14 protein-coding genes are annotated in these 13695 nt (G+C 49.7%); 1 reads left to right on the top strand and 13 read right to left on the bottom strand.

The genetic code is table 11. The features are described from left to right. Window positions 1-55: 55 nt before the first annotated feature. The 7 genes from dinG to bshA form a co-directional block, all read right to left on the bottom strand. Entirely contained in the window at window positions 56-2872 is a 2817-nt protein-coding gene (gene dinG / locus NOM72_RS05075) for an ATP-dependent DNA helicase DinG (RefSeq protein WP_255997988.1), read from the bottom strand. 102 nt (window positions 2873-2974) lie between these two features. After that, window positions 2975-3358, bottom strand: a complete 384-nt coding sequence (gene panD / locus NOM72_RS05070) for an aspartate 1-decarboxylase (RefSeq protein ID WP_029341994.1) — start codon at window positions 3356-3358, stop codon at window positions 2975-2977. 2 nt (window positions 3359-3360) lie between these two features. Continuing rightward, window positions 3361-4191: a pantoate--beta-alanine ligase gene (panC, locus tag NOM72_RS05065; RefSeq protein ID WP_023468622.1), complete on the bottom strand. Its 831-nt coding sequence runs from the start codon at window positions 4189-4191 to the stop codon at window positions 3361-3363. Next, window positions 4188-5027, bottom strand: a complete 840-nt coding sequence (gene panB / locus NOM72_RS05060; RefSeq protein WP_255997986.1) for a 3-methyl-2-oxobutanoate hydroxymethyltransferase — start codon at window positions 5025-5027, stop codon at window positions 4188-4190. The genes panC and panB overlap by 4 nt, the downstream gene beginning before the upstream one ends. A 248-nt stretch (window positions 5028-5275) precedes the next feature. Beyond that, window positions 5276-6247 carry a biotin--[acetyl-CoA-carboxylase] ligase gene (locus NOM72_RS05055; protein WP_255997983.1) on the bottom strand — a complete coding sequence of 324 codons (972 nt, stop codon included), beginning with the start codon at window positions 6245-6247 and terminating at the stop codon, window positions 5276-5278. Then, window positions 6217-7350, bottom strand: a complete 1134-nt coding sequence (locus NOM72_RS05050; RefSeq protein WP_235515908.1) for a CCA tRNA nucleotidyltransferase — start codon at window positions 7348-7350, stop codon at window positions 6217-6219. Before NOM72_RS05050 ends, NOM72_RS05055 begins: the two co-directional genes overlap by 31 nt. Further along, on the bottom strand, window positions 7337-8479 hold the full coding sequence (bshA, locus tag NOM72_RS05045) for an N-acetyl-alpha-D-glucosaminyl L-malate synthase BshA (RefSeq protein WP_023468626.1): 1143 nt from the start codon (window positions 8477-8479) through the stop codon (window positions 7337-7339). The genes NOM72_RS05050 and bshA overlap by 14 nt, the downstream gene beginning before the upstream one ends. A gap of 170 nt (window positions 8480-8649) precedes the next feature. Between bshA and NOM72_RS05040 the strand changes: the two genes are divergently transcribed. Then, window positions 8650-9537 (top strand): YitT family protein, encoded by an 888-nt coding sequence (locus NOM72_RS05040; protein ID WP_023468627.1) that lies wholly within the window; start codon window positions 8650-8652, stop codon window positions 9535-9537. Between the two features lie 42 nt (window positions 9538-9579). Here NOM72_RS05040 and NOM72_RS05035 read toward each other — a convergent pair whose 3' ends face one another. The 6 genes from NOM72_RS05035 to NOM72_RS05010 all read right to left on the bottom strand — a co-directional run bounded on the left by NOM72_RS05035 (window position 9580) and on the right by NOM72_RS05010 (window position 13521). Then, window positions 9580-10260 (bottom strand): zinc metallopeptidase, encoded by a 681-nt coding sequence (locus NOM72_RS05035; RefSeq protein WP_023468628.1) that lies wholly within the window; start codon window positions 10258-10260, stop codon window positions 9580-9582. Window positions 10261-10305: 45 nt separating this feature from the next. Continuing rightward, complete coding sequence (locus NOM72_RS05030) at window positions 10306-10908, bottom strand: DUF1405 domain-containing protein (RefSeq protein WP_023468629.1); 603 nt, start codon at window positions 10906-10908, stop codon at window positions 10306-10308. A 54-nt stretch (window positions 10909-10962) separates the two neighbouring features. Then, window positions 10963-11754: a menaquinol-cytochrome c reductase cytochrome b/c subunit gene (locus NOM72_RS05025; RefSeq protein ID WP_023468630.1), complete on the bottom strand. Its 792-nt coding sequence runs from the start codon at window positions 11752-11754 to the stop codon at window positions 10963-10965. Between the two features lie 40 nt (window positions 11755-11794). Further along, window positions 11795-12466 carry a menaquinol-cytochrome c reductase cytochrome b subunit gene (gene qcrB, locus NOM72_RS05020; protein WP_012370658.1) on the bottom strand — a complete coding sequence of 224 codons (672 nt, stop codon included), beginning with the start codon at window positions 12464-12466 and terminating at the stop codon, window positions 11795-11797. Between the two features lie 3 nt (window positions 12467-12469). After that, a complete protein-coding gene (locus NOM72_RS05015; protein WP_023468631.1) occupies window positions 12470-12976 on the bottom strand; it encodes a ubiquinol-cytochrome c reductase iron-sulfur subunit in 507 nt (168 codons plus the stop codon). A 104-nt stretch (window positions 12977-13080) separates the two neighbouring features. After that, window positions 13081-13521: a DUF2487 family protein gene (locus tag NOM72_RS05010; RefSeq protein ID WP_023468632.1), complete on the bottom strand. Its 441-nt coding sequence runs from the start codon at window positions 13519-13521 to the stop codon at window positions 13081-13083. Window positions 13522-13695 lie beyond the last annotated feature (174 nt).

Here is a 13695-nt window from a genome sequence, read left to right as displayed (position 1 = left end):
TCCTCCCTCATTTTTCTCTATCTATTATAATGCGATAGGGTTTATCTGAATAGACTTAATCGCCATCATTCAAGAACAATTCTAGTTCTGCCGTCAGTTCATCAAGCGGTTTTGATAAAACAGGCACTTTCGGCAGACTCGTGACGAACCGTTTTCCATAACGCGTCGTCTCAATCCGGCGATCAAGTACGAAGACGACACCTCGGTCGTTCGTCGTCCGGATCAAGCGACCAAAGCCTTGCTTAAAGCGAATGATCGCTTGCGGTAAGCTGTATTCGAAAAATGATGATTTCCCGAGTTTTTCGATCCGTTCCGAGCGTGCCTGGACGATCGGTTGATCCGGTGGCGCGAACGGTAGTCGGACGATGACGAGACAACTGAGATCATCTCCTGGGATATCGACCCCTTCCCAAAAGCTAGCCGTCCCGAACAAGATACAGGCGTCGAGTTGCTTGAACTGTTTCATCAGTCGTTGCCGTGAACCTTGCGTGACCCCTTGCGAGAGTAACGTAAACCGGTCCGGTAACAGCGGTTTCGTCGCTTCATGCGTCAGTCTTAGCAAGTCATTTGAGGTAAACAAGACGAGCATCCGTCCTTCCGTCACCTCTGCGATTTGTAAGATGGCTTCCGCAATCGTCTCTGCGAATTCCGGCAATGGTACATCCTGTAGGAGCGGGAGATCCGTCGGAATCATCAATCGCACGTTATCGGCATATCCGAACGGCGACGGAACGACGAAACGACGTGTCTCGAACGCATCGAGCCCTAAACGGTTCTCAATGAACTGGAACTTGTTCGAGACAGTCAGCGTCGCAGACGTCAGGATACACGTCCGTTTCGAAAAGACATCGCGTCGCAGTCGCTCTGAAATGTCGATTGGTTGTGTGTAGACCCGTGTTAGTTTCCGGTTCTTAACAGACGTCTCGATCCAAGATACCGTCTCATCGTGCGGGGCAAGCATCGTCTCGAAGATGGCGAGCTCCGCTTCTTCGATTTGTGACGTGATCGCTTTTAAATCTGCGACGAGTGAACGTTCGCGATAACTCATCTGCTCCCGGTGTTCATGGAACAGTTTATGAATCGCCCGGATTGCTTGACGCAAACGCCGCAACACCAATTCAACCCGCTTGGCACTTTCCTGGACGGCACGCATCGAACGGTCGAGTCGCTTGAAGCGAATGCTGACCATTCCTTCCCGTCGTGCTTTGCGGGAAGCCAGTTCGAGCCCGTATGCTTGAATAATCATCAATAGACCGTCTGCTTCTTCGAGCAACGTCGTCAGTGCCTCATCGACCGTCTCACTATGGGCTTCGACCATCTCGGCGATGTCCCATTCTTCCGACAGATCGAGCAAGCGGTGTAATAATTTTTTATCGGACGAATACCCGAGTTGTCGGAACAGACGATCAAACGTATGTCCATCAAAGACGAGACCAAAATGATGGCTCGCGACCTCTTCGATTTGATGTGCCTCGTCAAGAATCAACGGACTTCCTTTCGGTAAGACCCCTGCTTCGAACTGCAGATCACTAAACAACAAGGCATGGTTCGTGACGATGATCGTTGCATCCTTTGCTTGGCGAATCGCATGTTGGAAGAAGTCCCGGCTGTACCACGGGTCAAACCGCCCGAGTTGCGATTGGCTATCAGACTGGATCAACTGTTTGATCCCGATATTGCCTTGCGCTGCACCGCCTGGTAAGCTGACTTCTTCTAAATCTCCCGTTTCCGTCTCCGTCAACCAGACGAGTAGAATTGCTTTTGCGAGCGTGAAGTTATAAGCATCCTCTTGATCATTCAAGAAAAATTCGAATTTCCGTAAATCAATATAGTTACTCCGTCCCTTAAGCAATGCAATCTGGACCGGCGCATCGAACAGTTGACGCAAGAGCGGTAAATCACGCGCGAATAGTTGCTCCTGCAATTGAATCGTGTGCGTACTGACGACAATCGGGACTTCATGTTCAAGTGCGTAATGCGCTGCCGGAACAAGATAACCGAGCGATTTTCCTGTTCCTGTTCCCGCTTCGACGAGTAACGGTGTTTCTTGATCGAGCGATTGATAGACATGACGCATCATCTCGAGCTGCCCACGTCGCTCTTCATATCCTTCGAATAGACGAGGGAACGTAACGGAGTTCAATTCATCAACGAATGGTCCGAACGGTTCAAGAACGGGCGGATGTGCCAACCTCTCTATCGTCTGGCGCTTTTTCAAAGCGATTTTACGGAAACGATCAAACTGTGAATCCTCCTCGATGCCGACTAAACGAATCGCATGGTCGATTTCCTCTTCGATGGCACTGAACAGGCGTGGTGATAAACGTCTTAAGTGCTTCAATGTCTCAAGCGGCAACGTATGTAGTCGTTTGAGTAGTTCAAGCAACAATTCAGCCGTCGCCGAAGCGTCACTCCCTGCCCGGTGCGCCTCTTGATGGGCAAGTTGTAATGACTCTGACAGATGCGACAGCGCGTGGCTTTCTGCTGTCGGAAGTAAGATTCGTGCGAGTTCGACCGTATCGATGACAGGACCTGTGTACGGCAAGTATCCTTCCTCTTCTAACGCATCATTTAAGAAGTTTAAATCGAACTGCACATTATGTGCGACGAAGACACCACCGTCGAGCAATGATAAGACACGCGGTGCGATGACATCGAATGTCTCGGCCTCTTTGACATCCTCATCCGTGATGCCCGTCAACTGGGAAATGAATGGAGGAATCGGTTGGGTCGGACGCACGAAGGCAGACAATTGTTCTGTCAACTGTCCATCTTCAATGACCGCCATGCCGATCTCAATCATCTCATCGCCAGCCTTTATGGAATGACCTGTCGTTTCCAGGTCGACTACGACGTACTTTTTCTTCAACACTGATCCTCCACCTTTTATCCATCCTCTCCATGACCGGATGGCATTTCATTCTTCATCTTAACAAAAAAAGAGACCCGCTGACATGATCGGGTCTCTAAAATTTCATAAGATCGTGTGGGCGATTTCTTGAGACAACATTTGTTTGATGTCGTTCTGTTCATTTAGAACAGCCACTTTTGGAACATGTGTCGCGATTTCTTCCGTCGATAGTTGCGCGTACGCCATGATGATGACCTCATCCCCGACTTGGAAATGGCGTGCTGCCGCACCGTTCAAACAGATGACACCTGAACCACGAGCACCTTTAATCGCATACGTTTCAATCCGTGCACCGTTCTGATTGTTCGTCACTTGGACTTTTTCATTTTCAAGAATCCCGACAGCATCGAGTAAATCCTCATCGATCGTAATCGAACCAACATAGTGTAAGTTCGCCTCGGTGACCCGGGCCTTGTGTAGTTTAGCGTGCATGAATGTGCGTAACATCGTCATGCTCCTCTCGTATATAGTAAATTATCGATCAAGCGTGCCGATGCAAACTGCACGGCGACTGCTAAGAGAATCGTAGTCGTTTGTTCAGTGACGGGTCTTAGTGACGGGTAGTCGACGGCTTCGACGTAATCGATTGTCGTCCCTTCGAATCGAAGTGCTTCGCGCGTCCGCTCGAGAACCGTTTCAACAGGCACCCCTTGATCGAGTGCTTGTTTCGCTTGTTGCAACGCCTGCTGAATTCCTGGTGCTTGCGCCCGCTCCGTTTCCGAAAGATAGACATTGCGTGACGATTTTGCTAGACCATCCGCTTCGCGAATGATCGGGCAACGGACGATCTCAACCGGAACGAAGTAATCAGCGACATACGCTTCAATCAATGCGAGCTGTTGTGCGTCCTTTAAGCCGAAATAAGCACGGGTTGGACGGACGACGTTCAATAGTTTGCTGACGACCGTCAACACACCATCAAAATGTCCTGGTCGTGATGCGCCGCATAAGACATCATCACCGGAGCGGACCGTAACACGGGCCATATCCAGCGGATACATCGTCTCGTTCGTCGGATAGAACAGATAATCGACCCCTTCTGCCTCCGCGATTTTCTGATCGCGTTCCGCGTCTCGTGGATAACGATCCAAATCTTCGTTTGGTCCGAATTGTGTCGGGTTGACGAAAATACTCAAGACGACGACATCATTCTCTTGTCGTGCTTGTTTGAGCAAGGAGGCATGCCCTTCATGCAAGAATCCCATCGTCGGTACAAAACCGATTGAACCGGCTCCCGCTAAACATTCGCGTAACGTCTGGACGTCCTGAATGATCTTCATTCCTTAGTCCCTCCATAAAGCGCACCAATCAGTTCTTCGTCCATCTGGAACGAGTGTGCTAGTTCAGGGAAGGCACCGGCTTTGACGTCTTTGACGTAAGCAGCGATTGCTTCCGTTCCTGAAGTATTCCAGTCCGTGTACGCTTTGACGAACTTCGGTAAACGACCGACACCATACGTCAAGATGTCATGATAGACAAGTACTTGACCGGCGACGTCTACACCGGCACCGATGCCGATGACCGGAATCGAGAGGAGCTCTTGAATGCGTTTCGCGAGCGGATGCGGCACACATTCGAGGACGAGCATCTTCGCTCCGGCACGCTCTGCTTCCAAACTGTCTGCAATCAGTTGTTCGGCTGCTTCTAATGATTTCCCTTGGACTTTGAATCCTTCAAGGACACCAACGGATTGTGGTGTTAATCCGAGATGCGCGACGCAAGGCATCCCAGCGTCCGTCAAACGACGAATCGTCTTTAAGATCTCCCCTGCCCCTTCCAGCTTCAAGGCATCTGCCTGCGACTCTTGAAAGATACGCGCCGCTGATTCAAGCGTGCGATCAAATGAACCATGATAACTTGCGAACGGCATATCGACGATCATGAACGTCTGTGGTGCGCCGCGGCGTACCGCACGCGCATGATGAACCATGTCGTCGACCGTGACGGCAATCGTTGAGTCATAGCCGAGGATGACGTTTCCGAGGGAATCGCCAACGAGCAACATATCAACTCCTGCTGCCTCCGATAGTTTTGCTGAAGGATAATCATACGCCGTCAACATGACGAGCTTCTCTCCAGCTTGTTGTTTTTTGAGTATTGGACCCATTGTGTGCATCGTGTTCTCTCCTTACGTGTGTAGGGAGGACAAAAGGAAAACGCCTTCTTCTCCAAAATAAATGCATGCGGAAAAGAAGGCGGAATAATTGAATATCGTCCTTCTGTCCCTGTCCGTTAAGATCAAGGCAGTTGAAACAGCTAAAACTGGCACCTGTCAATTCGGTATGGTTCCGGCAAGCGGATACCATCCGTGGCTTTATTATACATGACGGGAAAAGCTCTCTGCAAACCGTCTGATTCAAACCTTTATTCTTTTTCCCAGTAAATCAGCTCTGCCGAATGAAAACGGGTTTCCCCCGTTTCCGTCTCAATCCGAATCGTGCCCGTCTCGTCAATACCGAGCAATGTTCCGGAAGCGGTCATCTGACGTGTCCGTAGCGTCACTCGTTCATGTAAGCGATCTGCGAGTGTTTCCCACTCGGAGACGAAAGATCCGAATCCTAGCTCGAGCCACTGCGTGTATAGTTGTTCAAATCGATTCAAAAACGTCGCGACGACCTCCGCACGTCGGAAAGTTCTTCCTGATTCTCGGACGAGCGAGGTAGCACGGTCTTTGATCCCTTCCGGAAATTGCTCGTGATGCACATTGATGCCGATGCCAATGATGACTGAACTGATCCGATCCGCCTCGGTCTGCATTTCCGTCAAGATGCCTGCCACCTTACGACCGTTGATCAAGATGTCGTTCGGCCATTTAATCGTAACTGGAACATCGAATGTCCGGAGAGACTGTGCAAGTGCAATACCTGCTACGAGCGTTAATTGACCTGCTTGGTGCATCGGTACATCTGGTCGGACGAGTAGACTAATCGCGATGCCCTCATTTTTCGCCTCATGCCACGTTCTCCCTAGCTGTCCGCGTCCATTCGTCTGGTGATCGCATACGACGAGTGTTCCTTCCTGCGCTTGCTGTTGCGCTTGCTCATGTGCAATCCGCTGCGTCGTGTCCAGTTCTTCGAAATGAAGGATGTGGCGACCAAGGCGCGCTGTCGTTAACCATTGTTCAATCGCAATCGGTGTCAGCAAATCGCCTTCATCGACTAATTGATAGCCTTGTTTTTTATTCGAGATGATCTGGTATCCTTCTTCCTTCAAGGTTTGCATATGTTTCCAAATAGCGGTACGTGAAATATTTAGTGTCTCTGCTAATTCCTGTCCGGAGTACCACGTTCGCTGACGAAGTGCGATCAAGATTTGTTCTCGGACTGAGTGCGCCATCGCTCTACCTCCTTCAATAATGTCACGCGGTCGTTTAGGCAAGCGCGCGTGACGACACTGTATTCCAAATGCAAAAGTGCTTCTTTGATCTGTTGTTTTTGAAGACCGAGGCGGATCATGTCTTTTCCGTCGACAGCGAGCTCTTTACGACTGCGAATCGGTAAGTCTGATCGCTCTGGATAATCCGTTCCGGTCATTTCCCGAAGGATCATCAGTTCCTCGTCCGACAATCGATAACGATCCCAGTCTTGTAACGGTCGGTGTAACAGAGGTATTAAACGCGTTGCGAGCTGCACTTGATGTTTCGATCGTTTCCAGCGCGTCAATTGATCTTTCGCGAGACCGGCATCGAGTACGAGTGTCCAGACGGCATCCTTTGAAACACCCTGAAACGACTGCTGCGCGAGTCCTTTGACGATTTCTGAAGTCATGCCGGGAAGGTAGCGTTCGATTCCTGTCCGGAGCATCGCCTGTAACGCCCGCTGTTTTCCAGGACCAAGTAAGAGCTTCTCGAACTCGATCGCGATCCGCTCAATCGCAACGGCCGCTAGATGCGGAGCGAGTTTAACGATTGCTTGTTCAGTTGCTTCGTCAAGCGAGAAATCCAGTTGGCTCATGAAGCGGAACGCCCGCATCATTCGAAGTGCATCTTCATTAAAACGTTCGGCTGGTTCGCCGACCGTCCGGATGATCCGCTCTTCGATGTCACGCGCTCCTCCAAACAGATCGACACGACCTGATGGTCTGAGTGCCATCGCGTTGATCGTAAAGTCACGCCGGGTCAAATCCTCTTCCAAACTAACGCCAAGCGTCACCTCGTCCGGTCGCCGGCGATCGCTGTACGTTGCTTCTGAGCGAAACGTCGTGATCTCGTACGGCACGTGGTTGAGAACGACCGTCACGGTTCCATGCTCGAGTCCTGTCGGAATGACAACAGGGAATAAATCGATGATCTGTTCCGGTAACATCGAGCTCGCTAAATCATAGTCTCCTGGTGTCCGGTCGAGCAACATATCACGAACGGCACCACCGACGATATACGCTTCACCACCGGCCTCCTCGATCGTCTGAATGATATGATGTGCGCCTTCAAGCAAGTTCATGACGCGCACACACCCGTTCATAGACTTGTTCATAACGACGAACAATCTCATTCGAATCAAAACGACGACGCGTATCGCGAATGCCCTCTTCTGCCATCCGTTCCCGTAACATCGGATCATCCGCGAGTTCACCGATTCGTGCCGCAGCCATTTTGACATCGTAGGTCGGAACGATATATCCGGTTACGCCGTCTTGTATGACTTCCGGTAAGCCACCTGCTGTCGAGACGACACTCGGGACACCAATTGCCATCGCCTCAAGAACGACGAGCCCGAACGCTTCTTTTTCAGACAACAGGACATGAATATCACTAATGGCGAGCAATTGCGCGACGTGTTCCTGTTTACCGGCAAAGATCACTTTGTCATAAATGCCGAGTTCCTTTGCGCGACGTCTCGTTTGTCCCATCTCTGGACCATCCCCGACGAGCAACAGACGCATCTTCCGGTCTTTCGCTGCAATGGCGAACGCCGCAAGCGTATCATCGATTCGTTTGACCGGTCGGAAGTTCGAGATGTGAATGACGACGACTTCGTCCGCTTCGATGCCGTAATGCCGCTTCAAGCGTTCATCCCGCATCGGATAATAGACACTCTCATCAATCGAGTTCGCAATGACATCGATGTCGTAGTGTGCGTTGAGCGTCGCATTCGTCTCAATCGCTAGACTCTCGGAGACGGCCGTGACCGCGTCTGATCGTTCGATGCCGTACCGGATTGCCGGTTGCATCTCTAAATCTTGCCCGATGACGGTGATGTCCGTTCCGTGTAACGTCGTCACGACGGCGACACCTTTTTTCTTTGCCATGTTTCGTCCGAGATCTGCACAGACCGCGTGCGGAACAGCGTAATGGGCATGGATGACATCGAGATCGAATAAATCAATGATTTCTGCGACTTTTGACGCTAACGTAATGTCGTATGGTGGATATTTAAAAACGGAATACTGATTGACTTCAACCAAGTGGACCGTGATGTTTGGCCGATATTCCGTCAGGCGAAACGGCATGCTCGATGTAATGAAGTGGACATCATGTCCACGATCCGCTAATTTCATACCAAGCTCCGTCGCGACGACCCCACTCCCGCCGACGGATGGATAACAAAGAATCCCAATTGCTTTTTTCATGATAAAACCACACTCTCTTTATGACTTCTATTCGTCTCTATTCTAAGCAATATCAATCGGAATGACCATACTGATCACTTTTCGACTGATTTTTACAGGAAAAGCTAGTCTTTTTCCGACCGTGCCGTTACCCTAGAGAAAGAGTCTTGATTTGAAAGGAGCATACGGAAATGGCACCTCCATTCCAATTTCCGATTCGGATCCAGAACATTTTCTGGATTTTGATCGGATCATTCATCTTTGCTTTTGGTATTTATCATTTTAACGTTCAAAATGAGTTAGCAGAAGGCGGTTTTACTGGGATTACCTTGATCTTAAAAGGACTGTTCGGATGGTCTCCATCGATCACGAACTTAGTGTTGAATGTCCCACTTTTTTTCGTCAGTTATAAGATTCTTGGTCGGACGACCTTCGTCTACACGTTGATCGGTACATTCAGTTTTTCCTTCTGGTATGGATTGATTGCCAAGTATTCACCACTCGTCATCGACCTGCGCGACGATATGGTGCTTGCTGCGCTCTTTGCCGGTGTCTTCATCGGCGTTGGTCTTGGCATCATCTTCAACAACGGTGGTACGACAGGTGGCGTCGATATCATCGCGCGTTTGACGAAGCGCTACTTCGGTTGGTCGATCGGTCGAACGTTCTTAGTCTTTGATTTCTTCGTCATCGTCGCATCCTTGACGTATCTCGATTATAAGCAGGCAATGTATACGTTACTTGCCGTCTACGTCGGTGCCCGCGTCATCGATTGGATGCAAGAGGGCACGTATGCCGGTAAAGCAGCGATGATCATCAGTGATCACCGGACAGAAATTGCCGACGGTATTCATGCGACGATGAACCGTGGCACGACCCGTCTAATCGCGAAAGGCGGTTACTCCGGACGGGATCTCGAAGTATTGTACGTCGTCGTCGCTCGCAATGAAATCAATCGCTTGAAGACGCTCGTTAAAAGTGTCGACCAGCACGCCTTCATCACGTTGCATGATGTCTATGAAGTAACAGGAGAAGGATTCACGTTCGATGAAAATCGAGTCCCAATCAAAGAAACGTAAAAAAACACGGATCGCTCAAACGAGCAATCCGTGTTTTTCGTTTTAGTCATCACTTGACGGGTTGAAGACGAGCAGTGCGAGACGAAGGAACTCGGCGACAGCAACGAGTGTTGCTGCGACGTACGTCCAAGCCGCTGCGTTTAAGACACGACGTGAACCACGTTCTTCTTCGGCATCAATGATTCCGTGTTCCGTCAACTGCGCCATCGCTCGATTCGAGGCGTCAAACTCGACCGGTAACGTGACGAGTTGGAAGATAACGGCACCGAGCATCAAGACGACACCAAGCATCGCAAGACCACTGAAACCGGCAAATAGACCAATCAACAACAGTGGGAACGATAAGTTCGATGTGATTGACGCGACAGGTGCGATCCGGTGACGGACACGCATCATATTGTAATCCGTCGCATCTTGAATGACGTGGCCGATTTCGTGTGCTGCGATCGAAACGGCTGAGACCGTCGAACCGTAATAGACGTCTTCCGACAAACGAACGACTTTGTTCGTTGGGTCATAATGGTCGGACATCGTTCCACCGATTGGCTCGAGACGGACGTTCGTGATCCCGTTCTGCTTCATGATGAAGTCTGCGACCTGCGCTCCCGTCACCCCACTCTGAATCGGAACATCTTGATATTTTTTATAGGTGCTCCGCACCCGCATCTGAGCCCAGATCGGGACGATGATGATGATCGCGAGATAGATCAAATAGTTTGCCACGAGACATCGTTCCTTTCTTTTTTTGATTATAGGTCTATTTTATGTTCAAGTGATCTTATTGTCAATTGAATCGCGCGCAACAAGCAGATATCCCATCAAAAGACATAATCCGGTCAACCAGAAGGAGCCATAGCCGATCCACTGGATATGCTCCGCAAGCGCTGGGTAACGCGGCCACTGACCGAGGACGTAATCCACGACATCGTTATGAATGACCCAGATGGCGACGAGGACGAGTTCCTTGACGCGAAACGTCATCAGCGGACTGTATAACAACGCCTGGAACGCCATCGCTCCGTGCGATACCATCAACATCAGTGCCATTGCTGTTAAGAACGAATCCCCCGTTCCAAGTTGATTTAACATCAAGGCGTTCATGACGACTGCCCAGACCCCATATTTGATCAATGTCACGAACGCGAGCGCTTCAAACAGTCGGGAACGTCGTCCGAAAATCCAAAGAAAGACGATAATCGTAAAGAAGAGGGATGCTGTCGGGCTATCTGGAATGAACGGATAGTAATACCACTTCGATGTCGCAAGTTGTGGTTCATACCAGTAGTAACCGTATAAAGTACCTGCTAAGTTGATCAATCCGACAATCCAGAGTACGGCTTTATGTCGGAGTAATGTCAAAATACCTTGCAATCGTTTCACCTCATCATCGACAAAAGCCGGAGGATTGCTCCCCCGGCTTTTGGCTTATTTATTGTTTTCGCCGCCTTCACCGTATGAAGCGATGAATTTCGCGAGTTCTTTACGATCCGCGTCTGATCCTTTGTACTGACCAGCAGGCATCGAACCGACACCTTTATCTGCGATTTCATAAATCTCTTCTTCTGTCTTCTTCGTACCAACGAGTGCCGGAGCTGCTGCTCCACCCTCGAGGTTCTTACCATGACAGTTGACACATGACTGGTTCGAATAAATTTCGTATCCTTTTGCCGATGTATCAATTTTTGGTCCTTCGTTCATCGTCAACTCACCTTGTTTATGGATTGTATCCCAGTGAGTCGTTTGAACAGATTCCCATGTCAAGAAGACGATTGAGACGACTGCGAGAAGCATCATGCTGACTGCGATCGGACGTTTCGCAGGACGACGTTCAAGACCTTGGTCGAGCCATGGCGCGACGAGAAGTGCTGTGAACGCAAGACCTGGGAGGATGACCGTTCCCATCAAGATGTACGGACCTGCAGCGAATTGGTATTTCAAGAGCTGATAGAGGAATAGGAAGTACCAGTCCGGAAGCGGAATGTACGACGTATTCGTCGGATCGGCAATGTTTTGAAGTGGTGCTGCTTCTACGATTGTCAATGTCATGAAGCCGATCAAGAAGACCGCTCCAACCATCCATTCGCGAAGTAAGAAGTTTGGCCAGAACGCTTCCGTTCGACCTGGATATTCCGAATAATCTTTCGACTTGTTCGGCATCCGGTTGTTGATCGACACCCGTGAATCGGTGACGAATTTCATTCCTTTACCACGATGCATCGTGTTCTCCCCCTTTTTTGTTGTCTAGATGATAGTCGGTTTAAAGTGGTCCAGAGATCCCTTGTTTACGGATCATCATGAAGTGGGCCCCGAGCAAGACGAACAATGCTGCAGGAAGGAAGAAGACGTGAATCGCAAAGAATCGAGCGATTGTACTTGCGCCGACGATTTCTCCACCCGCAAGGAGGGTCTTCGCGATACCACCGATGACCGGAATACTTTCAGCAATCTGAATCGTAACTTTTGTCGCGAACAATGCTTTCATGTCCCAAGGCAATAGGTATCCTGTCAGACCGAGAGCTAAGACGACGAAGAACAAGAGAACTCCGACGACCCAGTTCAATTCACGTGGTTTTTTGTATGAACCAGTGAAGAAGACACGTAATGTATGTAGGAACAACATTACGATAACGACCGACGCACCCCAGTGGTGCATACCACGAACGATTTGTCCGTGTGCGACTTCATTTTGAAGATAGTAGACGGACGCGTGTGCGTTGATGATGTCCGGTACATAATACATCGTCAAGAACATCCCCGAAAGAATCTGGATGACGATCGTAAAGAACGTCAATCCGCCAAAACAATAAACGAAAGCTGAAAAGTTATGTGCCGGGTTGACGTGCTCCGGTACTTCATGGTCGGCGATATCTCGCCAGAGCGGCGTAATGTCAACGCGCTCATCAATCCAATCATAGATTTTTTGCATCATCGCTTACGCACCTCTTTCGACTGGTTTACCAAGGTAGAGGAAACCATCTTTCTGCTGCATTTCATAACCATCGAGTGGTTTCGTCGGAGGCGTTCCTGGAACGTTGACGCCATCTTTCGTGTACCGACCGAAGTGACATGGGCAATAGAATTGCTCCGGGTGCGTCGGATCTGAACCGAAGCTGACTTGGCAACCTAAGTGTTTACAAATTGGTGAGAGGGCTAAAATTTCTCCCTTATCATCTTTGAACACCCAAGCTGACAACGTTTCTTCGAACTCATACCATGCATCTTGCGTTTGTTTCTTGAAGTCGACCCGTTTTGGTTCTGTCGTGATATCCGACAACTTCATTACTTTTACTTTATCGCCTGCTCCTGATTTCTTCAGGACTGGATCAACTGCGAAGTTGACCATCGGCATGACCATCGTCGCCGCCATGAAACCGCCGACGCCTGTCAATGTATACGTCAAGAACTGACGACGTGTTACGTTAGACCCGTTTTGAGCCATCTCGATCCCCCCTTGTGATGTACGCTGTGCCCCAAGACGACAGTACTTCACACAAATTTCTCACATGGTAATAGTATCTTAATAAAATCATTGCGTCAACCGCTTCATAGCGCGGTCCAACGGTTTCCTAACTGTTCGAGAACTTGTCCTACGAAATTCCCGACCATCTGACCTTGTTGGTCACGACTCATCGTCTCAAGAGCTAGACGTGGCACGTAGATAATCTCTTCGGCGGCAGTCTCCTTCCACCTTAAATCAGCAGTGATGAAGGTGATGAAACGGAATTGCCCGGAAGCAGCCGCTTGACGCCATCCTTCCAACTGTTCGATCGACGGTGCATCGATATAGGTCAGAGCAGGAACGAGCAACGCCCGTCCGGATAGCTGGCGTTCGACTTCGGACGCCACCGTCAATGTCATGTCTGCGCATTCCGCGTAAGCATGCATCGCCTCATCGAAACCGACCGGAAGCAAAGGCACGATCAGCGTATCGATGTACGCTTGCTCGCTTCGTGTCCGCTGTACGTCGGATGGTTTGAAACGCAAGTCATTTCCCCCTTTCTTCGTACTTACAATTCGTCACATTTAATGTATCATATCCGCATTTCCTCCTACTCTCTTAATGTGAACGTTTTATGAAATTCCACTCTATTTTTCTTCATATTTTGCACAAATCTTCACATACGAAAGGACCCTACCGCCTGCACTGGGCAATAGAGT

The organism is Exiguobacterium sp. LL15 (assembly GCF_024436095.1).
In the GTDB taxonomy this organism is placed as follows: Bacteria; Bacillota; Bacilli; order Exiguobacteriales; family Exiguobacteriaceae; genus Exiguobacterium_A; species Exiguobacterium_A indicum.
This window is presented reverse-complemented; position numbering and strand designations above follow the sequence as displayed.

Excerpts from the sequence above, each read along its gene's own strand:
- bshA (WP_023468626.1), bottom strand. The coding sequence starts at position 8,479 with ATGAAAAAAGCAATTGGGATTCTTTGTTATCCATCCGTCGGCGGGAGT.
- panC (WP_023468622.1), bottom strand. The coding sequence starts at position 4,191 with ATGAAGATCATTCAGGACGTCCAGACGTTACGCGAATGTTTAGCGGGA.
- panD (WP_029341994.1), bottom strand. The coding sequence starts at position 3,358 with ATGTTACGCACATTCATGCACGCTAAACTACACAAGGCCCGGGTCACC.
- NOM72_RS05055 (WP_255997983.1), bottom strand. The coding sequence starts at position 6,247 with ATGGCGCACTCAGTCCGAGAACAAATCTTGATCGCACTTCGTCAGCGA.
- qcrB (WP_012370658.1), bottom strand. The coding sequence starts at position 12,466 with ATGATGCAAAAAATCTATGATTGGATTGATGAGCGCGTTGACATTACG.
- panB (WP_255997986.1), bottom strand. The coding sequence starts at position 5,027 with ATGCACACAATGGGTCCAATACTCAAAAAACAACAAGCTGGAGAGAAG.
- NOM72_RS05025 (WP_023468630.1), bottom strand. The coding sequence starts at position 11,754 with ATGCATCGTGGTAAAGGAATGAAATTCGTCACCGATTCACGGGTGTCG.
- NOM72_RS05050 (WP_235515908.1), bottom strand. The coding sequence starts at position 7,350 with ATGAACTTGCTTGAAGGCGCACATCATATCATTCAGACGATCGAGGAG.
- NOM72_RS05015 (WP_023468631.1), bottom strand. The coding sequence starts at position 12,976 with ATGGCTCAAAACGGGTCTAACGTAACACGTCGTCAGTTCTTGACGTAT.
- NOM72_RS05040 (WP_023468627.1), top strand. The coding sequence starts at position 8,650 with ATGGCACCTCCATTCCAATTTCCGATTCGGATCCAGAACATTTTCTGG.